At 32.5% G+C, this 26,394-nt stretch carries 25 protein-coding genes and 1 tRNA gene; 15 read left to right on the plus strand and 11 right to left on the minus strand.

The annotated features are described in order from the left end of the window. The first annotated feature begins 85 nt into the window (after positions 1 to 85). Complete coding sequence (gene murF, locus RHP49_04165; protein WNH13455.1) at positions 86 to 1,360, plus strand: UDP-N-acetylmuramoyl-tripeptide--D-alanyl-D-alanine ligase; 1,275 nt, start codon at positions 86 to 88, stop codon at positions 1,358 to 1,360. Between the two features lie 571 nt (positions 1,361 to 1,931). On the opposite strand, the gene RHP49_04170 is transcribed toward murF, so the two are convergent. The 9 genes from RHP49_04170 to RHP49_04210 form a co-directional block, all read right to left on the minus strand. Then, entirely contained in the window at positions 1,932 to 2,699 is a 768-nt protein-coding gene (locus tag RHP49_04170) for a LuxR C-terminal-related transcriptional regulator (GenBank protein ID WNH13456.1), read from the minus strand. A gap of 174 nt (positions 2,700 to 2,873) precedes the next feature. Beyond that, the gene (locus RHP49_04175) at positions 2,874 to 3,131 is read right to left on the minus strand and encodes a GIY-YIG nuclease family protein (protein ID WNH13457.1); all 258 of its coding nucleotides are present in this window, start codon (positions 3,129 to 3,131) and stop codon (positions 2,874 to 2,876) included. Positions 3,132 to 3,189: 58 nt separating this feature from the next. Then, positions 3,190 to 3,264, minus strand: a tRNA-Val gene (locus RHP49_04180). 63 nt (positions 3,265 to 3,327) lie between these two features. Next, positions 3,328 to 4,545, minus strand: coding sequence for a folylpolyglutamate synthase/dihydrofolate synthase family protein (locus RHP49_04185; protein WNH13458.1), 1,218 nt, complete (start codon positions 4,543 to 4,545; stop codon positions 3,328 to 3,330). Positions 4,546 to 4,547: 2 nt separating this feature from the next. Next, positions 4,548 to 5,399 (minus strand): energy transducer TonB, encoded by an 852-nt coding sequence (locus RHP49_04190; GenBank protein WNH13459.1) that lies wholly within the window; start codon positions 5,397 to 5,399, stop codon positions 4,548 to 4,550. Beyond that, positions 5,399 to 5,791: a biopolymer transporter ExbD gene (locus RHP49_04195; protein ID WNH13460.1), complete on the minus strand. Its 393-nt coding sequence runs from the start codon at positions 5,789 to 5,791 to the stop codon at positions 5,399 to 5,401. Before RHP49_04195 ends, RHP49_04190 begins: the two co-directional genes overlap by 1 nt. 1 nt (position 5,792) lies before the next feature. Beyond that, the gene (locus RHP49_04200) at positions 5,793 to 6,494 is read right to left on the minus strand and encodes a MotA/TolQ/ExbB proton channel family protein (protein ID WNH13461.1); all 702 of its coding nucleotides are present in this window, start codon (positions 6,492 to 6,494) and stop codon (positions 5,793 to 5,795) included. A gap of 107 nt (positions 6,495 to 6,601) precedes the next feature. Next, positions 6,602 to 8,002, minus strand: a complete 1,401-nt coding sequence (gene nhaD, locus RHP49_04205; protein WNH13462.1) for a sodium:proton antiporter NhaD — start codon at positions 8,000 to 8,002, stop codon at positions 6,602 to 6,604. 256 nt (positions 8,003 to 8,258) lie between these two features. Beyond that, the gene (locus tag RHP49_04210; protein ID WNH13463.1) at positions 8,259 to 9,326 is read right to left on the minus strand and encodes an anhydro-N-acetylmuramic acid kinase; all 1,068 of its coding nucleotides are present in this window, start codon (positions 9,324 to 9,326) and stop codon (positions 8,259 to 8,261) included. Positions 9,327 to 9,431: 105 nt separating this feature from the next. On the opposite strand from RHP49_04210, the gene RHP49_04215 reads away from it, so the two are divergent. The 10 genes from RHP49_04215 (at position 9,432) to RHP49_04260 (ending at position 18,428) form a co-directional block, all read left to right on the plus strand. Beyond that, entirely contained in the window at positions 9,432 to 10,574 is a 1,143-nt protein-coding gene (locus RHP49_04215; GenBank protein ID WNH13464.1) for an acyl-CoA dehydrogenase, read from the plus strand. Positions 10,575 to 10,725: 151 nt separating this feature from the next. Further along, positions 10,726 to 11,061 carry an arsenosugar biosynthesis-associated peroxidase-like protein gene (locus tag RHP49_04220; GenBank protein ID WNH13465.1) on the plus strand — a complete coding sequence of 112 codons (336 nt, stop codon included), beginning with the start codon at positions 10,726 to 10,728 and terminating at the stop codon, positions 11,059 to 11,061. 90 nt (positions 11,062 to 11,151) lie between these two features. Next, entirely contained in the window at positions 11,152 to 12,207 is a 1,056-nt protein-coding gene (arsS, locus tag RHP49_04225; protein WNH13466.1) for an arsenosugar biosynthesis radical SAM protein ArsS, read from the plus strand. A 9-nt stretch (positions 12,208 to 12,216) separates the two neighbouring features. Next, the gene (locus RHP49_04230; protein ID WNH13467.1) at positions 12,217 to 12,711 is read left to right on the plus strand and encodes a rhodanese-like domain-containing protein; all 495 of its coding nucleotides are present in this window, start codon (positions 12,217 to 12,219) and stop codon (positions 12,709 to 12,711) included. After that, entirely contained in the window at positions 12,704 to 13,333 is a 630-nt protein-coding gene (locus RHP49_04235) for a TIGR04282 family arsenosugar biosynthesis glycosyltransferase (GenBank protein ID WNH13468.1), read from the plus strand. Before RHP49_04230 ends, RHP49_04235 begins: the two co-directional genes overlap by 8 nt. Next, positions 13,326 to 14,138 (plus strand): purine-nucleoside phosphorylase, encoded by an 813-nt coding sequence (locus RHP49_04240; protein WNH13469.1) that lies wholly within the window; start codon positions 13,326 to 13,328, stop codon positions 14,136 to 14,138. The genes RHP49_04235 and RHP49_04240 overlap by 8 nt, the downstream gene beginning before the upstream one ends. Positions 14,139 to 14,207: 69 nt before the next feature. Beyond that, a complete protein-coding gene (gene arsM / locus RHP49_04245) occupies positions 14,208 to 15,176 on the plus strand; it encodes an arsenosugar biosynthesis arsenite methyltransferase ArsM (protein ID WNH13470.1) in 969 nt (322 codons plus the stop codon). Between the two features lie 31 nt (positions 15,177 to 15,207). Continuing rightward, on the plus strand, positions 15,208 to 16,086 hold the full coding sequence (locus RHP49_04250; protein ID WNH13471.1) for a DUF547 domain-containing protein: 879 nt from the start codon (positions 15,208 to 15,210) through the stop codon (positions 16,084 to 16,086). 24 nt (positions 16,087 to 16,110) lie between these two features. Further along, the gene (locus RHP49_04255) at positions 16,111 to 16,830 is read left to right on the plus strand and encodes a TIGR04283 family arsenosugar biosynthesis glycosyltransferase (GenBank protein ID WNH13472.1); all 720 of its coding nucleotides are present in this window, start codon (positions 16,111 to 16,113) and stop codon (positions 16,828 to 16,830) included. Between the two features lie 77 nt (positions 16,831 to 16,907). Then, on the plus strand, positions 16,908 to 18,428 hold the full coding sequence (locus RHP49_04260; protein ID WNH13473.1) for a carboxypeptidase-like regulatory domain-containing protein: 1,521 nt from the start codon (positions 16,908 to 16,910) through the stop codon (positions 18,426 to 18,428). 80 nt (positions 18,429 to 18,508) lie between these two features. On the opposite strand, the gene RHP49_04265 is transcribed toward RHP49_04260, so the two are convergent. Next, a complete protein-coding gene (locus tag RHP49_04265; protein WNH13474.1) occupies positions 18,509 to 19,240 on the minus strand; it encodes a metallophosphoesterase family protein in 732 nt (243 codons plus the stop codon). A gap of 78 nt (positions 19,241 to 19,318) precedes the next feature. Continuing rightward, on the minus strand, positions 19,319 to 20,326 hold the full coding sequence (locus RHP49_04270) for a glycoside hydrolase (GenBank protein ID WNH13475.1): 1,008 nt from the start codon (positions 20,324 to 20,326) through the stop codon (positions 19,319 to 19,321). Between the two features lie 93 nt (positions 20,327 to 20,419). Here RHP49_04270 and RHP49_04275 point away from each other — a divergent pair, with 93 nt between their 5' ends. The 4 genes from RHP49_04275 to RHP49_04290 all read left to right on the plus strand — a co-directional run bounded on the left by RHP49_04275 (position 20,420) and on the right by RHP49_04290 (position 26,162). Next, the gene (locus tag RHP49_04275) at positions 20,420 to 21,763 is read left to right on the plus strand and encodes an FAD/NAD(P)-binding oxidoreductase (GenBank protein ID WNH13476.1); all 1,344 of its coding nucleotides are present in this window, start codon (positions 20,420 to 20,422) and stop codon (positions 21,761 to 21,763) included. A 10-nt stretch (positions 21,764 to 21,773) separates the two neighbouring features. Continuing rightward, positions 21,774 to 23,354: a 4Fe-4S binding protein gene (locus RHP49_04280; GenBank protein WNH13477.1), complete on the plus strand. Its 1,581-nt coding sequence runs from the start codon at positions 21,774 to 21,776 to the stop codon at positions 23,352 to 23,354. A 628-nt stretch (positions 23,355 to 23,982) separates the two neighbouring features. Further along, positions 23,983 to 24,675 carry a glycosyltransferase family 2 protein gene (locus RHP49_04285; protein WNH13478.1) on the plus strand — a complete coding sequence of 231 codons (693 nt, stop codon included), beginning with the start codon at positions 23,983 to 23,985 and terminating at the stop codon, positions 24,673 to 24,675. Further along, positions 24,672 to 26,162 (plus strand): glycosyltransferase family 2 protein, encoded by a 1,491-nt coding sequence (locus RHP49_04290; GenBank protein WNH13479.1) that lies wholly within the window; start codon positions 24,672 to 24,674, stop codon positions 26,160 to 26,162. The genes RHP49_04285 and RHP49_04290 overlap by 4 nt, the downstream gene beginning before the upstream one ends. Positions 26,163 to 26,394: the final 232 nt, after the last annotated feature.

A 26,394-nucleotide genomic window follows, 5' to 3' on the forward strand; every position in this document is an offset into this window, starting at 1 on the left:
ATATTAATCGATAATTAAAATCGAGGTTTCAGATAAAATTGTCTTTCCTGTAAAAACGGGAATTAAAACAAAACCTATTTAACATTTGGAAATAAAAGCATTACACGAGCTTTTCTTAAAATGTCATTCTGTATGTACTGACACGAGAAAAATTCAAAAAAACGATATGTTTTTCGCTCTTAAAGGCGATAATTTTAACGGGAACACATATGCTGAAAACGCTCTTGAAAAAGGAGCTAAATACGCCATAGTAGATGAGACCGAATTCAACACATCAACTAAAACTATTTTAGTAAACAATGTACTTGAAACGCTTCAAAAATTGGCTTCATTCCATAGAGACTATTTAAAAACACCCATAATTGCTTTAACTGGCAGTAATGGTAAAACAACCACCAAAGAACTTATTAACGTAGTATTATCTCAAAAATATAAAACTACTGCAACTATAGGCAATCTAAACAACCATATTGGTGTTCCGTTAACCTTATTATCAATGACCAAAAACACAGAGATTGGTATCGTAGAAATGGGTGCTAATCATCAAAAAGAAATTGAATTTTTGTGTAACATAGCGAAACCAGATTACGGGTATATTACTAATTTTGGCAAAGCACATTTAGAAGGTTTTGGCAGTGTTGAAGGGGTTATACAAGGTAAAAGTGAAATGTATGATTATTTAATAAGCAACGACAAAACCATATTCGTTAATGCTAATGATTCTATTCAAGTTGAAAAAACCAAAAACACCAAAAGATTTTCATTTGGAAATACTAATGCAGATATTAACATTGATTTTAAAGAAGCACAGCCATTCGTTAAATGCGCATTTAATAATCAAGAAATTGAAAGTAAACTTATTGGTGAATACAATTTTAACAATATAATGGCTGCGATTGCGATTGGAACCTATTTTAAAGTAAATAGCACCTCAATTAAAGACGCTATTGAAAACTATACACCGTCTAACAACAGATCTCAAATTATCGAAAAAGGCACTAATAAAATTATTTTAGATGCCTACAATGCGAATCCAACAAGCATGAGGGCTGCTTTGGAAAATTTTGGAAAACAAGCAGGAGATAAAATAGCTATACTTGGTGACATGTTCGAATTAGGAACTGAAGCTAAAGTAGAACACCAAAATATTGCTGATTTGGCGATTTCATTAGATATCAATGAAATTATTTTTGTTGGTGAGAATTTTTATCAATCAGAAATTGATTCTAAAAAAGCTAAAAAATATAAATCCTTTTCATTCTTTGAAAAAGATTTTGATTTTTCTAAATTAAAAAATAAAACGCTTCTAATAAAAGGCTCTAGAGGCATGGCTTTGGAGCGGTTACTACAGGTTTTATAGAAAGCTTTACAAAAACAAAAAAGTGCCCATGCTATTTTTTATTTGACACGGACACTTCTTTTGACGTTCTCCCTAAGAACTAATTAATAGCAGTTGCAAGTTAATCCACTTGTTTAGAGATTGCAATACTCAATTTGAGTATTTTACATTAAATAGCCTATATTTTCGTTAAACGAATACCTTACACCACATAAAACCCTGTATTACTTATATTTAAAATTAAAAAAATATTTTTATTAATGTAAAGCGCTCCTGATGAAGCTGGGTTGAGATAACTTAAAATTATTAATTGAAAACCCTTATATAATCAAGACTTATTACAAATAATTACATCAAAATTGATATGGAAAAAGATGTTGAGTATAAACAACAAACAAGTGTCTATATTTTAATTTTATAGACACTTGTTTTTGACGTTCTCCCTAAGAACTAATAAATAGCAATTGCAAGTTACTACACTTAATTAGAGATTACAATACTCAATTTGAGTATTTTACATTAAATAGCCTATATTTTCGTTAAACGAACACTTTCTATCGTCTAAGAACTTGTTTTGATGATATTCATAATTCTAAATAATATTTTTATTCATTTTTAACAATGCAACAAGCTCGCCTGTAGAAGACATATTAAGTTTTTTTAAAATATTTCTACGATGAGTATCTACTGTATTAGAACTTATATTTAATTGTTTTGCAATAGTTTTGCTCGTATAATTTAAAACTAATAATCTAATTATATCACGCTCTCGGTTACTAATTCCGTCGGATAGTAGTCTTTGAGAGAAATTATTAAAATACACCGTCTCATATTCATTATTATTGTTTAGCAACTTAGCAGATGCACAAACTTGCAATTTAATTTTCTCAGACAACACCGTATAATGCGCTAAGCCAATTATAGGTTTATTCTCTGCATCAAATTCCAGAGGCGTTGTATTTTGTACAATATTTACATACACATCATTGGCATTCTTAAAACGATAATTCCAAGTGTAACTCATTTTTGTCCTATCTTCTACACTAATTTCATTTAAGGTAAAGGTCATGAGTTCATTTAATGCCAAAAGCCATTTTTCTAGATCCTCAGGGTGCATTCTACTCCAAAAATAACGCATGCCTTTTTTCTCGAATAAACTTTTATCCATACCTAAACAAGATTGCATATTTTTACTGATAAACTCAAATGACAAATGCTGAGTATTAGTAACACAGAAAAATGTTGAACTATAAGGCAAATAGGTGTCCAACTCAATAAATTTCTCGATATGCCTCTCTAATGAAGGGGTATCGTAAGATTTAAATATTTTTTTATAAACCTCCTTTATATGTCCCGTCATACATTGTTTTTTATATAAATATAAAAAACATATATACTAACACAAAAATAAAGACAAAAAGAACTGATTATAATGGAAGATAAAAAAAATCCTGATGAAATTTCATCAGGATTTTTTTAAGTGGGCGACAAGGGATTCGAACCCCTGACCCTCCCGATGAAAAATCGGGATGCTCTATTCTTTACTTTTTACTTTAATAAGCTTTTCTATCATTTTTCTACTTTTCCACTTCTTTATTTGCAATTCTCGTTTTATAGAATCACTTTTAGAATCATAAACCTCTGTATATTTCAAAACCCAATCCTTAGATTTTCCAGTAAAACCCTTATGGTTTTGCAAATGCTTATCTAATCTTATTAGCACATCTTTGGTAGAACCAATGTAATATTTATTGATTGTTTCTGAATATAGAATGTAAACGTAATATTTCATAGAGAAAAAAAATATTTTACATAAAAAAATCCTAAAGTATAAACTTTAGGATTTTTTGTGGGCGACAAGGGATTCGAACCCCTGACCCCTTGGGTGTAAACCAAGTGCTCTGAACCAACTGAGCTAGTCGCCCTTCAAACAGGTGTGCAAATATAAGCTAGATTTTCAATCTGCAAAAACTTTTTCAATAAAATTTTTAAATTATTTCTGCTACAACAAATGTACTACCTCCTATAAAAACAAAATCGCTTAACTCAGCATGTTTTAAAGCCGTTTTATAGGCTTCATTTACAGAATTATAGGCTTCTCCTTTTAATCCAAACCTATTAAAAACACGTTTCAATTCTTTAGCATCTAATCCACGTGAAATATCTGGTTTACAAAAATAATATGTAGCTTTTTTAGGCAATAAATCAATTATTGAACTTAAATCTTTATCATTTACGACTCCAAAAACAATATGTAACCTATCAAAAACTTCTTTTGATAGCTGGTTCATGACATGAATTAGTCCTTCTCTATTATGTCCTGTATCACAAATAACTTTAGGCTTGTCGTTTAAAACTTGCCATCTACCTAATAAACCCGTATTCTTTACAACATGAAGCAACCCTCTTTCCAAATGTTTTTGATGTATTCTATACCCTTTTTGTTGAAGCGCTTTAACTGCCTGAATTACTGTTTTAATATTCTTAGCTTGATAGCTTCCTTTTAAATCAGATTCATAAGCTTTTGAAATACTTTTATCTGCAAATACAATTTCTGAGTTATTAGTTTTAGCTAAATCTTTAAAAACAGCTGTTGTTTCCTTTTGGGTTTCACCAATTACAACGGGAACAGATGGCTTAATAATTCCTCCCTTTTCAAAAGCAATAGCTTCTAGTGTATGTCCTAAAAATTGCGTATGATCTAATCCAATGTTAGTAATTACAGATACTTCTGGAGTAATTATATTTGTTGAGTCTAACCGACCTCCTAATCCAACTTCTACAATAGCAATATCAACCTTTTGCTTAGAAAAATAATCGAAAGCCATACCAACAGTCATTTCAAAAAATGACAAATTATTAGCTTCAAAAAAGGCCTTATTCCGCTTTATAAAACCAATTACAAATTGTTTACTTACTTCCTTTCCATTTACCTTAATACGCTCTCTAAAATCTTTTAAATGTGGCGATGTATATAATCCAGCTTTATAGCCAGCTTCTTGCAATACAGAAGCCAACATGTGACTAGTTGACCCTTTTCCATTGGTTCCTGCAACGTGTATTGACTTAAAATTTTTATGTGGATTATTTAAATGATTTATTAGTAATATGGTATTACCTAAATCTACTTTGTAAGCCGACTTCCCTTGTTTTTGATACATTGGTAGCTGAGAAAACATCCAATTAAGAGTATCTTGATACGTCATGACTATTGCCCCAGTTTGAAGTTTACTTTTACAAAACCAATCTGTTTTACTGGCGCCTTAGAATCTGCTGGCCACTTATGAGATAATGCTATTTTCTTTGCTGGATCCAATAAACATTGTGCCGTATTAGTTGTTCCTTTTTGACCTGGTTCTGCTGAAATAACATTACCGCTTTGGTTTACAATAATCTTTACAATCACCATTCCAGATTCATTGCAATCTTGCTTAAGTGTTTTATAGGTTGCTCTACCTCTACCGTTTAAACCATAACCAACACCACCATTTCCTGATCCCTGACCTCCAAAATAACTAGGCGCGTATGGATCTCCATCTAATTGCCCTTTATCTCCAGCTTTATTATCATTGCCTTCACTTCCTGTTTCAGTGCCTTCAGATTTACTAACCCCACCAATTAAAGCATCTAACTTTTTCTTTTTCTCGTCCTGTTCACGTTTTTCTTTAGCTATTCTATCTGCTTCAGCTTTTGCTTTTGCATCAGCAATGGCCTTCGCTTTAGCTTCAGCCTCTTTTTGTTTCTTTATAGCTATTTCTTCAGCATTATCGGCAGTTAGTACTTCTTCTTTAACTTCTGATGAAGCTGTAGGTTCTGCTTTTGAGGTTTCTTCTGGTTGAGGTGGTTTTTCAACTTCTCTAGGTTCAGATTTTATTGGTTTTTTAGGCTGAATATTACCTTTACCAAAATCGGTAGTACCAAAATTTACTGCAACACCATACTCCTCTGGAGGATCCATATAGGGCGCACCAACCACAAATAACAACAGTAGTAATATAACAGTTATTAATGCTGTTATTTTTGCTGAATTTTTTTCGTGTTTGGTTTCAAGATATTTCATTAATTAGGCTTTACAGCTAATATGACCTTAAACTTATTTCGATTAGCTATATCCATAACCTTTACAACATTTTCAACAGGCACCGATTTTTCTGCTCTTAAAACAATCGTTGGTTTTTCTTCTAATGAAAGCACGGCAAGTAATTCGTTTTCTAAAACACTTTCTCCTACCCTTTTTTGATCTATATAATACGTTAAGTCTTTCTTTATACTTACCGCTACCGATTTTTTGTTTTCTGTTTTCCCACTAGCTTTAGGCAGCAATATATCGATAGCACTTGTAGATACCAATGTAGAAGCTATCATAAAAAAGATAAGTAACAGAAAAACAATATCTGTCATTGAAGACATATTGAATTCTGGTGATACCTTATTCCTTCCTCTAATATTCATACTAAGATGGTTCGTTTAAATGATCTAAAAACTCTAATGAATTTGCTTCCATTTGATATACAATCTTATCCGTTTTTACAACTAAATGATTATAAGCCATAAAAGCAACGATTCCTACAATTAACCCAGCAACAGTTGTTGTCATAGCCGTATAAAGTCCGCTAGCCAAAACATCCATTTGAATGGTGCCACCAGCATTAGCTAATTCAAATATTGCTAAAATCATTCCAATAACTGTACCAAGAAACCCAATCATTGGTCCCGCTCCAGAAATAGTAGCTAATATACTTACATTCTTTTCTAGTCCATAAATCTCTAATCGCCCTGCATTTTCTAATGCCGTATTAATATCAGCAAGTGGTTTCCCTATTCTAGAAATCCCTTTACCAATTAATCTAGATACAGGAGAATTTACTTGAGCACAAAGCATTTGAGCGGAATCAATTTTACCATGACTCACATGATCTTTAATTTGATTCATAAAATTAGCATCCACAACTGATGCTGCTTTAATAGCAAATATGCGTTCAAAATAAATATAAATGGCTGCTACAAGTAATAAGAACAAAAGTGCTATAATTATTTGTCCGGCAGCGCCTCCACTACTAATTAATTCTATAATGGAAAGTGTTTTTTCAACAGATTCTCCATCTGTAAGCAATTCTGCTCCTTCTTGCGTATTTTGTAATAATGTATTTAGCATATAATTTTAAATTTATTGCAACTGTATAACGTCCTTATATACGTTAAAGTATCGCAAAAGGTTTTCTTTTTTTTGCTTTCGCGGAAAACTACTTATATATTAATTTTCTAAAACAATGTTCTTGTAAACATAAATGCCACTGATCCTACCAAGAAACCTACTAAAGCCAACCAAGAAATCTTTTTTAAATACCAGAAAAAATCAATTTTTTCCATTCCCATAGCAACTACACCTGCCGCAGACCCAATAATTAACATACTTCCTCCTGTACCTGCCGAATAGGCAATAAAGTGCCAAAGTTCATTATCAATAGGCTCATGGAACATACCTAAACTAGCGGCTACCAAAGGCACATTATCTATAATTGCAGACCCAACTCCTAATAAAAGAACAACTAAATCTGAAACACCTTCATGACCACCTGGATGAATTTCGGTACCTAACATAGGCATCTTTTCTTGTAGTGATCCTGCAAAATTAAATAGAATACCTAAAGACTCTAAAGCAGCAACCGCCATTAATATTCCCAAGAAAAACAAGATACTTGGTAACTCAATTTTAGATAATGAATAATGTACTGGACTATGTTGCGCATGGGCATCGCTTTCTTCAGCATCATGTTCAGTAAAACTAAATTTAGAACTACTGTAAATTTCAGCAAAAATAGCTACAACTCCTAAAGACAACATCATACCTACATAAGGAGGCAAATGTGTAATCATTTTAAAGACAGGAACAAATACAATAGCTCCTAATCCTAAATAAAGCATTATTCCACTAAATTTAGATTTCTTTTTTTCTTCAACGTCTTCAACGTCTAAATCACCTTTAAATGCTGGTAAAAAAGACGCTATAAATGTTGGTACTGCCATACACAAAAATGACGGCAATAATAAATAACCTATTAAATGACCTGTTGTTACTTTTTTACCAATCCATAACATCGTTGTTGTAACATCTCCAATTGGAGACCATGCCCCACCTGCATTTGCAGCAATAATGATTAAACCAGCAAACCAAATACGAACACTCCTATCTTTTACAATTTTTTGAAGTATTGAAATTAATACGATAGTCGCTGTTAAATTATCTATAATAGCTGACAAAACGAAAGCTAATATGGAAAAAACCCAAAGAATTTTACTTTTCTTCTTGGTTTTTATAAAGTCTTTAATAGTTGAAAAACCATCAAAATAGTCAATGATTTCAACAATGGTCATTGCTCCTAAAAGAAACACCAATATTTCAGATGTTTTACCTAAATGATGCAACAAGGTTTCCTCCATCATATGCATCTTTTCATCAGAGCCTAAACTACCAAACCCTTCTAACAATGAATGGCTACTAGAATCAAACCATTGCGGAAAGCCTTCAATTCCTAAAGCAATTAGAGCCCAACAAATAGCCATCATAACCAGTGCTGGTATTAATTTATCTATTTTTATACTATGTTCTAAAGTAATGGCTAAATACCCCGTTACAAATACTAAAATAATTGCTGCTTCCATAAATTTATAATTAAATAAGTTGCTTTAGTACTGACTTACAGTTCAGTAGCACTAATGCCTGTTTTTGATTTATTATTGTTATATACTTTTCCTATTGTTTTTCTAATAATTATTTCATTTTTAACCAGTATTTGAATTTGATTTTTGTCAAATAACAACGATGAACAAATGTAGCTTAGTGATGATTAAAAAGATGTAATTTCATTTCAACAAATATAAAAAACTAAAGAGCTTTACTATTAATTTTTTGTTATTTTTAAAGAAGATATATTTTACCAGAACTATGATTTTTTAAAGCCCCTGTTACACTTTGTAAGCAATTAACTTCATTTCTTATTTTTAAGACTCCTAAAAATCCAAAAATTAAAGCTTCTTTAAATTCTACAATAGTTTTCGACGGTTCTATAATTTTGTTTTTTGTATGTGATTTAAGTCTGTTTATCAAATACTTATTATAAACCCCACCTCCTGTAACTAATACAGAAGCATTATTTTTTTTATTAATTTCGACTGCAAGTTGCATAGCAATATGCTCTACAAAAGTTTTTAAAACATCTTTTACTTCAAGCTGAAAATTATTTATTAACGGAAAAATATTTTTATCAACCCATTCTAAGCCCAAAGATTTTGGATGCTGCATTTTATAAAATTCTAAATCATTTAGTTTACTAAGTAATTCTTGATTAATAATTCCGGTTGAAGCAATTTTTCCTTCATCATCGTATTCAAACCCTATTAAATTTACATAATGATTTAAAACAATGTTTACTGGACAAATATCATAAGCTATTCGGTTGCTTTCAAATTCGGTTGAAATATTTGCAAAACCTCCTAAATTTAAACAAAAATCGTATTCAGAAAACAGCAACTTATCACCAATAGGAACCAATGGAGCGCCTTGCCCTCCTAGCTCAACATCTTGAACTCTAAAATCGCAAACGACATTCTGATTTAACAAGGTCGCTAAAAAAGGCTTATTTCCTATTTGATAGGTTAACTTTTTTTGAGGTTGATGTAACGCCGTATGTCCATGAGTACATACTGCATCAATATTTTTTATATTATTTTTATCAATAAAACTATTTATAACTTGTGCCAAATAAGCTGTATACTCCTCATCTATTTGCTGTAATTCCTGTAATGAATTAGCCACTAGAAGCTTTAAAATATTTTGCCACGTTTCATCATATGTAACCGTTTGGGCATATACAATTTTAAAGCTCCAAACTTTATCAAATATAAATTCAACAAAAACAAAATCTATACCATCTAAAGATGTTCCAGACATGACACCAATTACATTGTATTGGTTTTTATCCCCCATATTATTTATCATATTGTGTAAAAATAACAATACTTATTAAAAATATGACACTAAAAAACTATATTTGTATATATTTTTTATCAAATCAATAATATATTTAAAATTATGGATTTCACACTTTCAGAAGAGCATATAATGATACGCGATGCAGCTCGCGACTTTGCTCAAACCGAATTACTACCTGGAGTTATTGAACGAGACAACAAACAAGAATTCCCTAACGAGTTAGTAAAAAAAATGAGCGATTTAGGATTTATGGGCATTATGGTTGATCCTAAATATGGCGGCAGTGGTATGGATGCGATTTCTTATGTGCTTATTATGGAAGAATTATCTAAAATAGATGCATCTGCTTCGGTAATGGTATCTGTAAACAATTCCTTAGTTTGCTATGGACTAGAAACTTATGGAACAGAAGAACAAAAACAAAAATATTTAACAAAACTTGCTACTGGTGAATCTATTGGCGCATTTTGTTTAAGCGAACCAGAGGCTGGAAGCGATGCGACTTCACAAAAAACTACTGCAATAAAAAAAGGTGATCACTATATTCTTAATGGCACAAAAAACTGGATTACAAACGGTGGACGCGCAGATATATATATAGTAATAGCACAAACGGACAAAGACAAAGGATCTCATGGTATTAATGCTTTTATTTTAGAAAAAGGGACGGAAGGGTTTCATGTTGGCCCTAAAGAAGACAAATTAGGAATTCGTGGAAGCGATACACACACGCTTCAGTTTAACGATGTTAAAGTTCCAAAAGAAAACAGAATTGGTGCTAATGGCTCTGGATTTAGATTTGCTATGAAAACCTTATCTGGTGGACGTATTGGAATTGCTTCTCAAGCACTTGGTATTGCTTCAGGCGCTTATGAGTTGGCCTTAAAATATTCTAAAGAAAGAAAAGCATTTGGCACCGAAATATCCAACCATCAAGCCATTGCTTTTAAACTAGCCGATATGCATACTGATATTGAAGCGGCTAGAATGCTTGTTATGAAAGCGGCTTGGGATAAAGATCAAGGTAATAATTACGATATGTCTAGCGCTATAGCAAAACTATACGCCTCTAAAGTAGCCATGGAACATACCGTTGAAGCAGTTCAAATTCATGGTGGCAATGGTTTTGTAAAAGATTACCATGTAGAGCGCTTAATGCGTGATGCAAAAATTACTCAGATTTACGAAGGCACTTCAGAAATTCAAAAGATTATCATTTCACGGAGTATTTTGCGAGATTAACTGTTACATTTTTAGTTGTATTAAATAAAATAAAAGTAGTGCATCGTTTCTTTTTAAAAGAAGAAACAGATGGGCTACTTTTTTTGTTAAGTATTATAAAACTTCCCGACTTAAGCAATTAGATTTATATCTTTAGTCCAAAATATATAACATGCAAAAAACATATTACGATCCAGCAGATTTAAAAAAATTTGGCAAAATAAGCGAATGGAATCAAGAATTAGGCGATAAATTTTTTGAGTATTACGGAAAAGTATTTGAAGAAGGCGCTCTTTCTGCAAGAGAAAAATCTTTAATTGCATTAGCAGTAGCACATACAGAAAGTTGTCCTTATTGCATAGATGCTTACACTAAAGACGGTTTGCAACGCGGCATTACAAAAGAAGAAATGATGGAAGCCCTACATGTTGGTGCGGCTATAAAAAGCGGAGCTACTTTAGTAATGGGCGTTCAAATGATGAACAAAGTAAATAAGCTTGAAATGTAATCAAAGTTCTAATTTTGGTAAATAAAATTTCACAGGTGGCTTATCCTGAGCGAAATCGAAGAGTCTTCTTCAAGAAAATTAAATATATTAATGGCAACAAAGTCCCTACATAAACGCGAAAGCGATTTAGCAAACAGTAATAGGCAATTAGAAATTTTGTCGAATGGTATCTTTCAAAATGGAGAGCTACCAACTTTTAAGACTAAAATTACCGAAACAAATCAATTTCCGCTTAAAGCTAAAAAATTAGAAATCCTACAAATAAATGTGGGTTATATGTGTAACCAAGTTTGCGAACATTGCCATGTTGATGCAGGTCCAGATCGTAAAGAGGTTATGACGCGTGATACGATGCTACAATGCCTAGATGTCATAAAAAAAACAGGCGCACACACCCTAGACCTAACAGGAGGTGCTCCAGAAATGAATCCTAATTTCCGTTGGTTTGTTGAGGAAGCTGCCAAAGCTGGCATAAAAGATTTTATTGTCCGTTCTAACCTCACCATTATTAAAGCCAATAAACAGTATCACGATTTACCCGAATTCTTCAAGAAGCATAATATCCATGTTATAAGCTCTATGCCACATTGGACACAGGGAAAAACAGACAAACAACGTGGAGATGGTGTTTTTAATACATCTATAAAAGCGCTTCAAGAACTAAATGCTGTTGGTTATGGTATGCCAGATAGCAAATTGAAATTAGATTTGGTATACAATCCTTCTGGAGCCTTTTTACCAGGAGATCAATTTTCGATGCAGAAAGAATTCAAAAAAGCATTAAAAGAAGATTTCGATATTCAGTTTCATAATTTATTCTCTATAACAAATTTACCTATTAGTAGGTTCTTAGATTATTTAATAGCTTCAGAAAATTACGAAGATTATATGTATGCTCTAGTTGAAGCTTACAATCCAACAACTGTTGCAAACGTGATGTGCACCAATACACTTTCGATAAGTTGGGATGGCTATTTATTTGATTGCGATTTTAATCAGATGCTAGAATTGCCCGTAAATAGTAAAGCAAAACACATTTCAGAATATAATGAAAGTCTTCTTAAAGGAAGAGATATTGTTATTTCTCAACATTGTTATGGTTGTACTGCTGGCGCAGGAAGTAGCTGCCAAGGGAGTGTAGCTTAAAAAGAAAATATGAAAAAGTTACTTTTTATTATTTATATTGGTATTTCAATTTCGGGGTTTTCACAGAAAAATCTTGAAAAGATGTTGAAACATCAAAACAGAGAAAGTATTCCATATATTTCTGTAGATTCACTTAAAAACCTAAAAGAAAATTTTATTTTATTAGATTCCCGAGAAGAAAGAGAGTTTAAAACCAGCCATTTAAAAGATGCTATTTATGTAGGTTTTAATTTTTTTAATTTAGACTCCGTTAAACAAAATTTACCCAATAAAGATTCTAAAATAGTAGTGTATTGCGCTTTAGGTATTCGCTCTGAAGCTATTGCCGAAAAACTTAAAGAAGCAGGTTACAGGAATGTTTTCAATTTGTACGGTGGTATTTTTGAATGGAAAAACAACGACTATGAAGTAGTAAATTCAAATGAAAAAGTAACAGACTCCATTCATATCTTTTCAAAAAAATGGAGTAAATGGCTAAAAAAAGGCATAAAAGTATATGAATAAAGAGCTCGTTATTATTTTTGTAAAAAACATAAAACTTGGAAAAGTTAAAACCCGACTAGCAAAAACCATTGGAAACCTTGGTGCTTTTGAGGTATATAGCGAATTAGTTAAGATCACAGAAACAGCGACTTCAGAAATAAAAGCAGATAAACGTATCTATTTTTCAGATACCATTATGAATACAACTTGGAATCACCATCAAAAATTCATACAAGAAGGTGACGATTTAGGAACACGCATGAAAAATGCTTTTTTAAAAGGATTTAATGACGGCTTTGAGCGCATTGTTTTAATTGGATCTGACTTACCTGATATTAGTGCGCTTCATATTGAAAACGCAATTGAAGCATTAAACAAAACCGAAGTTGTTTTTGGACCAGCTGAAGACGGGGGATATTACTTAATCGGACTTAACAAAATGCACAGCTTCATTTTTGAAAACAAACCATGGAGTCAATCAAATTTATTAGAAAAAACATGTCTAGAATTAGATAAAAAAAACATCAAATTCACTACATTAGTAACGCTTAATGATATTGATACTTTTGAAGATTTAACTGCTTCATCATTCTACAAATCAAATCTTAAATTACAACAAAGAATACAACAATTAAATGATTAAATACATAGAAGAAACCGTAACTTACCTAAAAGAAAAAGGATTTGAAAACCCTGAAATAGGAATCATTCTTGGCACTGGATTAGGGCAACTTATTAACCATATAGACATTATAAAAGAAGTTAGTTATAACCACATTCCAAACTTCCCAACAGCAACCGTAGAGTTTCACAAAGGCAAACTTATATACGGAACACTAGAAGGCAAAAAAGTCATTGTAATGCAGGGGCGTTTTCACCTTTATGAAGGCTATACACTACAAGATGTTACCTACCCAGTTCGTGTTATGGAAAAATTAGGCATCAAAACCTTATTAGTTTCCAACGCCGCAGGTGCCATAAACCTTAACTTTAAAAAAGGAGAACTGATGCTTATTGAGGATCATATAAATCTTCAAGGCAGTTCGCCTTTAGCATTTAAAGGTGTTGAATTATTAGGTGAACGCTTTACAGATATGAGCACACCTTATGATGCCGAAATCAATTCAACCTTTAAAACTATCGCCAAAGCTAACAACATCACTTTACACGAAGGTGTTTATGCTAGCGTTGTTGGTCCTCAATTAGAAACAAGAGCAGAATATCGCATGCTAAAAATTATAGGATCAGACGCCGTTGGCATGAGTACTGTACCAGAAATTATTGTTGCCAACCATTTAAAATTAAAAGCAGCAGCGGTGTCCGTTTTAACAGATGAATGCGACCCAAGCAATCTAAAACCTGTAAATATTACAGAAATCATTGAAATGGCGGCAAAAGCTGAACCTAATATGATTACACTATTTAAAGAATTAATAAAAATATTATAAACAAGTCGACAGTCTTCAGTTCGCAATATTCATTTAAACTAAAAACTGTTAACAGAATACTAAAATCAAATGAGCTACCTAGAAACTACACACGATGTTTATAAAGAAGCGGCACTTACACCAGATGTTGGCCTGTGCTGCACTACAAATCCTATTTGGGAATTACCAGGTTTAAAAATCCCCAAAATCATGCAAGAAATGAACTATGGTTGTGGTTCAACGGTTCATGCTCGCGACCTAACCAACAATCCTAAAATGCTTTATGTAGGTGTTGGAGGTGGTATGGAATTATTACAATTCTCATATTTTAATCGTGAAAAAAGTGGCGTTATTGGTATTGATGTGGTAGACGAAATGCTAGAAGCCTCTCGTAAAAATTTTATAGAAGCTGAAGCTGAAAACGATTGGTTTAAAAGTGAATATGTAGACCTTAAGAAAGGAGACGCTATGCATCTACCTGTTGAAGATAATAGCATTGATGTCGCTGCTCAAAACTGCTTATTCAATATTTTTAAAGCAGACGATTTAAAAAAAGCCATCGCAGAAATGTTTCGCGTTTTAAAACCGCACGGAAAACTAGTTATGAGCGACCCAACTTGCGAGCAACCTATGAATGATGCGTTAAAAAACGATGAACGCCTGCGTGCTTTATGCCTTAGTGGAAGTTTACCAATTGCAGAATACGTAAAAGCATTGACAGATGCTGGTTTTGGAACTATTGAAATTCGCGCTCGTAAACCTTATAGAATTCTAGACACTAAACATTATCCAACAGAAGAACTTATTTATATAGAATCCATAGAAGTAGCCGCCATAAAAGACCCGATGCCTGCTGACGGACCGTGTATTTTTACTGGTAAGGCAGCTATTTATTATGGTGAAGACGACTATTTTGATGATAAAGCTGGTCATGTTTTACTAAAAAACCAACCGTTAGCCATTTGCGATAAAACAGCAGGTGCTTTAGCATCGTTAGGTCGAGACGATATATTTATTAGCGAATCTACTTTCCATTATGATGGTGGCGGATGTTGCTAGACGATAATCGCTATTTGATTATTATTTTATAATGAAATACTATAGTCTCATTTTTATAATTTGTTGTTATTCGGCTTGCTCGGGAACAAAACTAGTTGCTAAAAAAACATCTGAAATTTCCAAAACAGAAAATGATACTATGGGTTATAAAAACGAACCCGTAAAATTGATTCCTTATAAAACTACTCAAGAAATAACAAAAACAAAGCTTGATGAAACTTCAACTGAAAAACCAGTGAAATTTAATCAAGCTCTAACCAAACGTTTTATTGAAACACATCAATTATGGGACGATTTACTTCGAAAACACGTAACAAATAGCGGGCTTGTTAATTACCTAACCTTTAAAGAAGATAGAAAATCATTAACGACATACATCACTCTTTTGAGCCAAAAACTTCCTGATGACAATTGGCCTAAAGAAGATAAACTAGCCTATTGGATTAATGCATACAACGCCATGACCATCGATTTAATTTTACGAAACTACCCTGTAAATAGTATAAAAGATATTAAAGACCCATGGAAACAACGTTTATGGAAATTAGGCCACAAATGGTATAACCTTGAAGATATTGAACATCAAATTTTACGAAAAATGAATGAACCGCGAATTCATTTTGCTATTGTATGCGCATCATATTCTTGTCCTAAATTATTAAATAAAGCATATACCGCTTCTAAATTAGAATTGCAATTAACCAATGCTACTAGAGACTTTTTAATAGATAAAAATCGAAATAACATCACAGCTAACAATCTTGAACTTTCTAAGATCTTTCAATGGTTTTCAAAAGATTTCAAACAAGACGGCTCTTTAATTGACTTTTTAAATAAATATTCAACTATTAAAATTTCGAATAAAGCAAAAATGAGCTTTAATGATTATAATTGGAGCTTAAATGAGTAACTTATTGCTTTCTATAATTAAACTATGAACTATCTGATTTCGATAATAATTCCCATAATTAATGAAGCAGATAACATTTCAAACCTATTAAATCACCTTTTAAAAAGCGCTTCAGAAAAAAACATTTCTGAAATTTTAATTGTTGATGGAGGTAGTCGTGATGGTTCTCAAGACATAGTGCAATCATTTGAATCTCTAAATAATTTCAAAATACTTTTATTAAACTCAAAAAAAGGACGCGCAAAACAAATGAACTTAGGTGCAAAACACGCAAAAGGAAATATTCTTTATTTTCTACATGCCGATTCTTTTCCTCCTAAAAATTTCGACACCTTTATTATAAATCAAGTTAACAAAGACAATCTAGCAGGTTGTTTTAAAATGAGATTTAACAGCAATCATGTATGGTTAAAAATGGCGAGTTGGTTTACACAATTTAATTGGAAATCGTTTAGAGGTGGTGATCAAAGTCTTTTTATAACGTCATTACTTTTTAATAAAATAGGTGGTTTTAATGAAGCGTTTACTATTTATGAAGACAACGATTTTATTAGAAAGCTTTATACTCGAAATCAATTTGTAGTGATACAAGAATGGATAACCACCTCAGCCAGATGCTATAACACCAATGGCATTTATAAACTTCAATATCATTACTGGAGCATTCATATTAAAAAATGGCTCGGAGCTTCGCCCAAAGTGTTAAATGATTACTATCATAAACACATAAATGTTAAAAACTGATAAAATTCACTTAAGGAAATTTTAAATGTTACAATCAGCTCATTTAATCGTCTACTTTTATACAAAACAACGATTACATGAACCATCTTTACAAAGTTTGTTGCCTGTTTATCTTTATATCATTACATAGCTTTTCACAAGAATCTATTAATGCCAAAATACTTGATTCTACATCACAAAAACCCATTCCTTTTGCTACTATTTCTATAAACGACAACTCGGGAGTTATAAGTAATAACAATGGTGAATTCTTATTGTATTTAAACAAAAAAGTTTCAAAAAAAGATTCTTTAACCATTAGATGCTTAGGCTATGAAAGCAAACATTTTTTAGCAAAAACATTTCATGATAGCATTGTTTTGTTGAGTCCGAAATCTATAGAACTCGATGAAGTTCTAGTTTCTAATAAAAATTATACTACCGAAGAAATTATAGAAAAGACAAAAGAGAACCTGGCCAATAATTACGATTTCAGTTTTATAAAAAGCAAACTATTTTACAGAGCCTCTCATTATACAAACGTATTGAAAAAGGATGTTACTATTAAGAAATCTACAATACCAGAATTCAATCAAGGTTTTGTTGACAGTCTTTTAAATGCGATGCCTAATAACGCTGATAGTTACACCGAAACATTATCCAATATGTATGGCAAATCTGGAATAATAGATTCACTAAAACTAGATATCATAAAAGCTTCTCGTCTATACGATAAAAGCCGAGAAATAACCTTTGAAGGTTATGAAGAGAAATTCAATACTATTATAAAGAAACACGTAAAGCGCGATTCTTATTTTAAAATTAAATCTGGCATTTTTGGGACTAAAGAAGAAATGGATTCTAGTTTTTATGATTCTGAAAAACCTAAAAAGGATGAAACAGAAGCTTTTCTTGAAGAACAAAAGAAAAAAGAACAGGAACGAAAAAACAATTTCACAAAATACACGAAGTATTCTATTTCTAGATTACAACGCAACAGTTTCACTTCTGAAGATAGTTACTTAAACTTTTTAGAAAAACCAAACAGATACGAATTCAAGCTAGAAGATTACAGTTTCTTAAACAATGAGTTTGTTTACATTATAAGCTTTACACCAAAAAGAAGTGAAGACTACAAAGGCACCATTTATATAAACACAGACGATTTTGCTATTATTAGAGTCGATTATGAAAACGTAAAAGCTCTTAAAAACTTTAAACTGCTAGGTCTTTCATATAATGCTTATTTAAAACAAGGCACTTTAATTTATGAAAAAAACGCATCAAACAAATATGCTCTTAAATACGCAGAGGTTGAAGAAGGTAATAAATTCGGAATTAAAAGACCTTTAAAAATTATTGAGAAGAACAAACACACCAAAGGCAGAAGAAAACAAAACGAATTGTCGTCTGATATTCATTTTATACTGTCTAATAGAGAGAAAAAAGAATTGGTGGTTTTTGAAAATGACGCCATAACTGAAACCGACTTTACAGCTTTTGAAGAAAAGCCAAAAGTAAAGCCTATTTATTTACCAAAATACGATCCTGAATTCTGGAAAGGCTACAATGTGATTGAACCCAACCAAGCTATTAAAGATTTTAAAAGTATTGAGTAAGCCCGTTGTGCTTTATAAATGGTATTTGCCTCAAAACAGCTATTTTATGTTAATGGAATGACATAAAAAAAGAACAATCTTTAATCTTTATTCCGCCCTTTCTCATCAGGATAAAGATCTCTAATTATATCACTTTGCAGATATATTTTTGTATCGATATTCATTCCTGTTAATTTTCCAGAAAAAGCAACACCCGTATCTACATTCCATATGTTAGCTGCATTCATAGGTTCAAAAGAATTGAAATTGGTTGTTGGCGTATGACCAATATAAATTTCATGATAATGCTGTAAACGTTTTGGAAACAAAACAGAATCTTTATTTATGTTTTTATCTATAGCTAAAGCCATTTCCCAAAGGGTTCTATCAAAGTAAAGTGTTTCTTCAAAAACCTCTTTAGTCACGCCATGCATAGACGTAAAACCTGCATGTAGAAACAATCGGTTTTTATCATCTAAATAATAAAGTTTTAAGTTTTTAAAAAACTCTAAATGCTCCTTTTTTTCTTCAGCAGAAAAGCCTGTATAACTCTCCATGGTTTCTTTTCCTCCATGAATATACCACGTTGGGTTCACATCTCCAGAATCTAACCAGTTTTCACACCAAACATCATGGTTCCCTTTGATAAAAACACAGTTTATTTTTTGAGATAATTCTATAAGAAATTGAACAACTTGTGCAGCTTCACTCCATCCATCAACATAATCGCCCATAAAAATAAGGGTATCATCATCTTTAACTTCCAGCTTATTTAACACCTGAATTAAAGCTTTTAAACCGCCATGAATATCACCAATTACATATGTTCTCATATCCTATTCTTTTTTTTTGCAAAACTAATGGAATCTGTTTATAATTATAAAATTGAAGATTAATTTTATATTAAAACTTTAATAATTCGCATACATATCTTTAATCAAAGCTTCCGCAGGCTTGTTTTGTGGTGTAAAACGCGAGTTATTTTCACCACCTGCTTTTTCATTATTATGATGCCATTTCCAAAGAAAACCACCAGCAAACCAATTTTCATTCCAGAACGTTTCAAACAAAGCCTGGGTCGTATTTTTTTGAGCTTCTAAGTTTACATCGGTCATACTTCTATCGCTTTTCCAAGGTTCTTTTCCAGAAAAATCAACACTTCTATAACCAAACTCGGTAAATAAAATAGGCTTCTTTAATGTTTTAGAGCATTTAGCTACAGCCTCTTTATATGGTATTAAACCTGCTTTACAAACTTCAACAGTAGGTGTTTTTTCGTCACTTACAGGAAAATAAGCATCAATACCGATGTAATCTAACTGATCCCAAAAAGGGGTTCTATCATATTCATTCCAATTAGCAGCATAAGTTAATTTCCCAGAATACAACGCTCTAATTTCTTTTATTAATTGTTTCCAGTAATCTGGTCTATAATCTATAAAGGTTTCCAATTCGGTTCCAATACAAAATATGTCGGCATGAACGTCTTCTGCTATACGTGCATATTCAAGAATAAATTTAGAATACGTTGTTTCTAATTGCAACCATTCTTCGTCATTATTCATTTTAATAAAACCAGTAAACTGCCCTCTAGAAACCCATATTTGAGGTTTTACCATCACTTTAATGCCTTTGTTTTTTAAAACGTCGACATACTGTTTCACGCCAACCCTAGTTTCACCAAACCACTGTCTATTAGAATTATACCTAACTTCCGGATGCTCTAAATCTTTAATAAAACCAAAAGGCATTAATGCGGCATAATTAGCATGTATATTAATTATAGGATTGACATGAGAATTGTTAATAGAATCTCTAGACGCTACAAAACTAACTCCATTTATTTTAAGAGGTTTTATAGATGTCATTGAACAAGACGCTAATAACAAACATGAAGCAAACACTAAAAAGATTCTCATTTTCTATTTTTTTGACTAAATTTAAACAAATTGAACATACAAGATAAGGTTTTAACAAAACCTTCGACAAAAAAAGTTTACTAAACCAATCCTATGGAACATATTGTTATTATTGGTAATGGAATTTCAGGAGTCACTGCTGCCAGACATATCCGGAAACTATCTAACAAAAAAATTACCATTATTTCTGCTGAAACTGATTACTTTTTTTCTAGAACAGCACTTATGTATGTATACATGGGACATCTAGAATTCCAACATACGCAACCTTATGAAAATTGGTTTTGGAAGAAAAACAGAATCGACCTTAAAAAAGGTTTTGTAAAGGCTATAGAAACAACATCTAAAACCCTTTATTTTGCTGAAGGTGACACCATGCTTTACGATAAACTTATTATTGCAACAGGCAGCAAGCCAAATAAATTTGGATGGCCAGGTCAAGATTTAAACGGCGTTATGGGTATGTACCACAAACAAGATTTAGACAATCTTGAAAAACACGCTCCCAATAACAAAGTCTGTAAACGTGCTGTTATTGTAGGCGGTGGACTCATTGGTATTGAACTTGCTGAAATGCTTCATTCTAGGCACATTCCTGTTACTTTTTTAGTGAGAGAAACCAGTTTTTGGAATGGTATTTTACCTGAAGGTGAATCTGAAATGATAAATAGAGAAATTTTAGATAATGGCATCGATTTACGTTTGGGTGTCAATTTAAAAGAAATAAAACCTGATGAAAAAGGCCATGTTAAATCTATAATCATTGCTGAAACTAACGAAGAAATTGAATGCAACGTGGTAGGATTAACAGCAGGTGTATCGCCTAACATCGATTTTATAAAAACATCTGATATTGAAACAGGGCACGGTGTAAAAGTGAATCGGTTTTTAGAAACCAACATCCCCGATGTATATGCTATTGGCGATTGTACCGAACAACATGAAGGCATAGACCAACGTCGCCCTATTGAAGCCGTTTGGTACACAGGCAGAATGATGGGAGAAACCGTAGCGCAAACTATTTGCGATAATAAAACGGCATACAAACCAGGACATTGGTTTAACTCTGCTAAATTTATAAATATAGAATACCAAACCTATGGTTGGGTTTGGGCACTAACAAAAGATAATGAAGCCCGTTTTTATTGGGAACATGAAGATGGCAAAAAATGCATTCACCTAAATTACGATAAAAAGACACGGGCATTTATTGGCATTAACACGTTCGGGATTAGAATGCGTCATGAATTTTTCGACAAGGTTTTAAACGAAAAACAATCAGTAGATTATGTTTTAGAACATTTAGCCGATGCTAATTTCGATCCTGAATTTTACAAACTTCACGAAAAAGATATTGTTGCAAAATTCAACCAAGAAAACAATACTAATATTCAACTTAAAAAGAAAAGTTGGAAACGCATCTTTCAAACCTCATAAATAAATCAAAATGAAGCACATTCAAAAAATAGGACTTGGTTTATTTATAACAGGACTTGCTGTATTTATTGCACTCATCTTTTTAGGCAAATACCAACTCACTCCAACGCAGTTTGAAACTTTTATAAGCAACAACGGCATTAAAAGTGAGCTTTTCATAAACGATATGAAAAATAATGTGGTAGGTAAAACATTTACAAATCCATTTTCATTGTCATCAAAAATCACATCGGCATTAGAAAGTGCTAATAAAACACACGAAACTAAAAAAGAATGGAGCAAAAAAGTTTGGGGCAAACCTCATAGTCTTGCTTACGAAGTTGCTAAAACATCGGGGAGCGGAATCATAGAGGAAAACAAAGGACTGTTTTGGTGGCTCACGTTTGGTTTAGGCATTTTAGGAGCCTTACTATTTATTATTCCAAGCATTATTACTTTAGGTCCACCAGGTATTAAAAACAATAATGTATATCATAATAGTGCGACCAACCGGGGTTGGATTGGCTGGTTGGTATTTATCTTTTTAGTTACTTTTTATTTGCTACTTTATTTCCGTCCAGAATATATAGTTAACTGGACCTATATTGTAGATCCTATAAGCAAAAGTATAAGCGGTAATCCAGCAGGACAATGGTTTTTGTACGGTTTTCTATATTGCGTCGTTATGGTCGTTATGGCAGTACGCATGTATATTAAATACCGTAATAATAAATATCAAATATTACGAACCACATCGGTATTATTCTTTCAAATTGTATTTGCCTTTTTAATACCAGAAATTTTAGTGCGTTTTGAAAAACCTTGGTACGACTTTAAAAATGCCTTTCCTTTAGATTACGATTTCTTTTTTAAATGGAATTTAAACGAGCTTATTAATAGTGGTGGTTTTGGATTATTCATATTAATTTGGGGAATTGTTTTAACACTCGTTGTTGTGCCTGTTATGGTGTATTTCTTCGGAAAACGCTGGTATTGCTCCTGGGTTTGTGGCTGTGGTGGTTTAGCCGAAACTTTAGGCGATCCTTACCGCCAATTATCAAACAAAACACTTAAAGCTTGGAAATTTGAACGCTGGATAATCCATAGTGTTTTATTATTTGTGCTTATCATGACGGGATTTACTCTCTATTCTTATTTTTCAGGAGCCAAAGTCGTTTTGGGTATAAAAACACAAACCATTCAAGATATTTATAGCTTTTTAATAGGGTCTATTTTTGCAGGAGTTATTGGCACGGGCTTCTATCCTATTTTTGGAAACCGCGTATGGTGTCGTTTTGGTTGTCCGTTAGCTGCTTATTTAGGATTTGTACAACGTTTTAAATCGAGATTTAGAATTACTACCAATGGCGGACAATGTATTTCATGCGGAAACTGTTCTACCTATTGCGAGCAAGGTATTGATGTTCGTGCTTATGCACAAAAAGGTGAAAACATTATACGTTCTAGTTGTGTAGGCTGTGGTATTTGTAGTGCCGTTTGCCCAAGAGGTGTTTTAAAATTAGAAAACGGCCCTGAAGAAGGACGCATCAATCCTACCGATATTTTATTAGGAAACGATGTCGATTTAATGAATTTAGTTAACAAAAAATAATAAAATTATTGTCACATTGAGCGCAGTCGAAATGCTAATAAAAATCATAAACTCAAAAAGTCTCCAACTGCGCTCAAACTGACACAAAAGTCTTAATTGAAAAACATGAATCTATTTTAAGAGTGATGAAAAGAAGGCACAATGTATCGAAAAACACTCTAAAACTAAAAATTGTCACATTGAGCGCAGTCGAAATGCTTATAGAAATCATAAACTCAAAAAGTCTTCGACTGCGCTCCGACTGACACAAAAGTCTTAATTGAAAAACATGAATCTATTTTAAGAGTGATGAAAAGAAAGCACAATGTATCGAAAAACACTCTAAAACTAAAAATTGTCACATTGAGCGCAGTCGAAATGCTTATGGAAATCACAAAACAAATAAGTCTTCAACTGTGCTCAAACTGACATTAGAGCACATTAAGTAATGTTTAATGAATCAAATTTCATTAATAAAAACAGTAAAATCCACACGAATTGACAAGCTTTATTCATTTACAAAATGACCCTTTTAAATTAAAAAAAGCATCTAAGCTTCGAGTCTATAATCAAATTCGTAAAAATCATAAAATTTTGTTAAAATTCTAGCCAAAAGAGTTGTACTTTTGCGCTTTGAAAGAAACACTTAATGCCCAATATAAAAGTCATCATACCTGCTTATAACGAAGCAAATTCTATCGCAAATGTCATTCATGATATTCCTGAAATTGTTGACGAAATTATAGTGGTGAATAATAATTCTACTGATGATACAGAAGCTAACGCCAAAAAAGCGGGTGCTACTGTTTTAACTGAAACAAAAATGGGCTACGGATATGCCTGCTTAAAAGGCATGCAACACATTGCTAATCAAACCAAAAAACCAAATATTATTGTATTTTTGGACGGTGATTATAGCGATTATCCTGAAGAATTAACCAAAATAGTAGCTCCCATAATTAACGATAATATAGATTTTGTTATAGGCTCTCGTGTTAAAAAACTACGAGAAACAGGCTCTATGACTACACCTCAAATTTTTGGTAATTGGCTAGCAACCAGTTTGATGCGCTTGTTTTTTGGTGCAAAATACACAGATTTAGGCCCCTTTAGAGCTATAAAGTACGACAAGTTACTAGCCCTCAATATGGTAGACAAAACTTATGGTTGGACCGTAGAAATGCAATTAAAAGCCTTAAAACAAAAACTAAGCTACACCGAAGTACCTGTAAACTACAGAAATAGAATTGGCGTTTCAAAGGTGTCAGGAACAATAAAAGGTGCTATATTTGCAGGCGTAAAAATCTTGAGTTGGATTTTTAAATACAGTATTAAAAAATGATTTTAGAAACAATAATTATAGTTATTTACACCGTTGCGTTATTAATGATTTTTACATACGCATTGGCGCAGTTAAACCTGTTATTTAATTATTTAACCTCTAAAAGAAAAAAAATCACAGGCGAAACGTTCGATTTCTCAAATGCTGAAGAAGTGCCATTTATAACCATACAACTTCCCGTTTATAACGAAATGTATGTTATGGAACGCTTGTTAGACAATATTGCTAAAATTGATTACCCACAAGATAAATTAGAGATTCAAGTTTTAGATGATTCTACCGATGAAACCGTGGCAACCACACGTGCTCATATCGAAGCCTTACAAGCTACTGGATTAGACATTCAACACATAACCAGAACAGACAGAACAGGTTTTAAAGCAGGCGCACTTAAAGAAGGTTTAAAAATAGCAAAAGGCGAATTCATTGCTATTTTCGATTCCGATTTCCTTCCAGAAGAAGATTGGTTAAAACGCACCGTACCGTATTTTAAAAATCCGAAAATTGGCGTGGTTCAAACCCGTTGGGGACACATAAACCGAAACTACTCCATACTAACAAAAATACAAGCCTTTGCCTTAGACGCCCATTTTACATTAGAGCAAGTAGGACGAAACAGTAAAGGACATTTTATAAATTTTAACGGTACAGCAGGTGTTTGGAGAAAAACCTGCATTTTAGATGCTGGAAATTGGGAAGGCGACACCCTTACCGAAGATCTAGATTTAAGTTACCGCGCCCAATTAAAAAACTGGGAATTTAAATATTTAGAAGATGTAGAAACACCTGCCGAACTTCCTATTGTTATAAGTGCTGCACGCTCTCAACAATTTAGATGGAACAAAGGAGGTGCCGAAAACTTCAAGAAAATGATGTGGCGCGTTCTAAAAAACCAAAACATATCTACAAAAACAAAAGTACACGGACTTTTGCATTTACTTAATAGCACCATGTTTTTAAACATTTTAATCGTGGCGGTTTTAAGTATTCCTATGTTGTATATAAAAAACGAATACGCCCATTTAAAATCGTATTTTATAGTTATGAGTTTCTTTGTACTAAGTACACTTATCTTTTTTATATGCTACTGGTTTATGTATAAAAACACCTATGGCGGTGGCTTTAAAAATTTCTTTAATTACATAGGTATGTTTTTCGTGTTTTTCTCAATAGCCATGGGCTTTTCATTACACAATACCATTGCCGTTTTAGAAGGCCATTTAGGTAAAAAATCAGAATTTGTACGCACACCAAAATTTAATATTGGTGCTCTAAAAGATAGTTGGAAAAAGAACAAATACATTAAAAAAACCGTATCTGTGCATGTTATTTTCGAAGGCATCCTCATGCTATATTTCGCATTTGGTATGTATAGCGCCTTTATTGTGGGCGACCAAGGTGGCGATTTCGGACTCTTCCCATTCCACCTTATGCTATTTTTAGGCTTTGGCTACGTGTTTATAAAATCGCTAACCTCTAAGGTTTAAAACCAGCTACCGAATAGAAGAATATTTAGTATTATTTGGGCGTTTCCCGAAAAGGGTCGCGCTTTCCGCTATATCTTTTTTTGCCATTTATGGCAGCAAAAAAAGGATGCCGCATCAATCGCTAACGCGAGGAAAAAAAGATTCGTCTAACATTACGTTTTAATTAAAAACAGTAAACTTTCACACTAGTAGTTACCTGAAATTGAGTATCTTAATCCTAGATTAACATTGT

This window comes from Flavobacteriaceae bacterium HL-DH10 (assembly GCA_031826515.1).
GTDB lineage: Bacteria > Bacteroidota > Bacteroidia > Flavobacteriales > Flavobacteriaceae > Thalassobellus > Thalassobellus suaedae.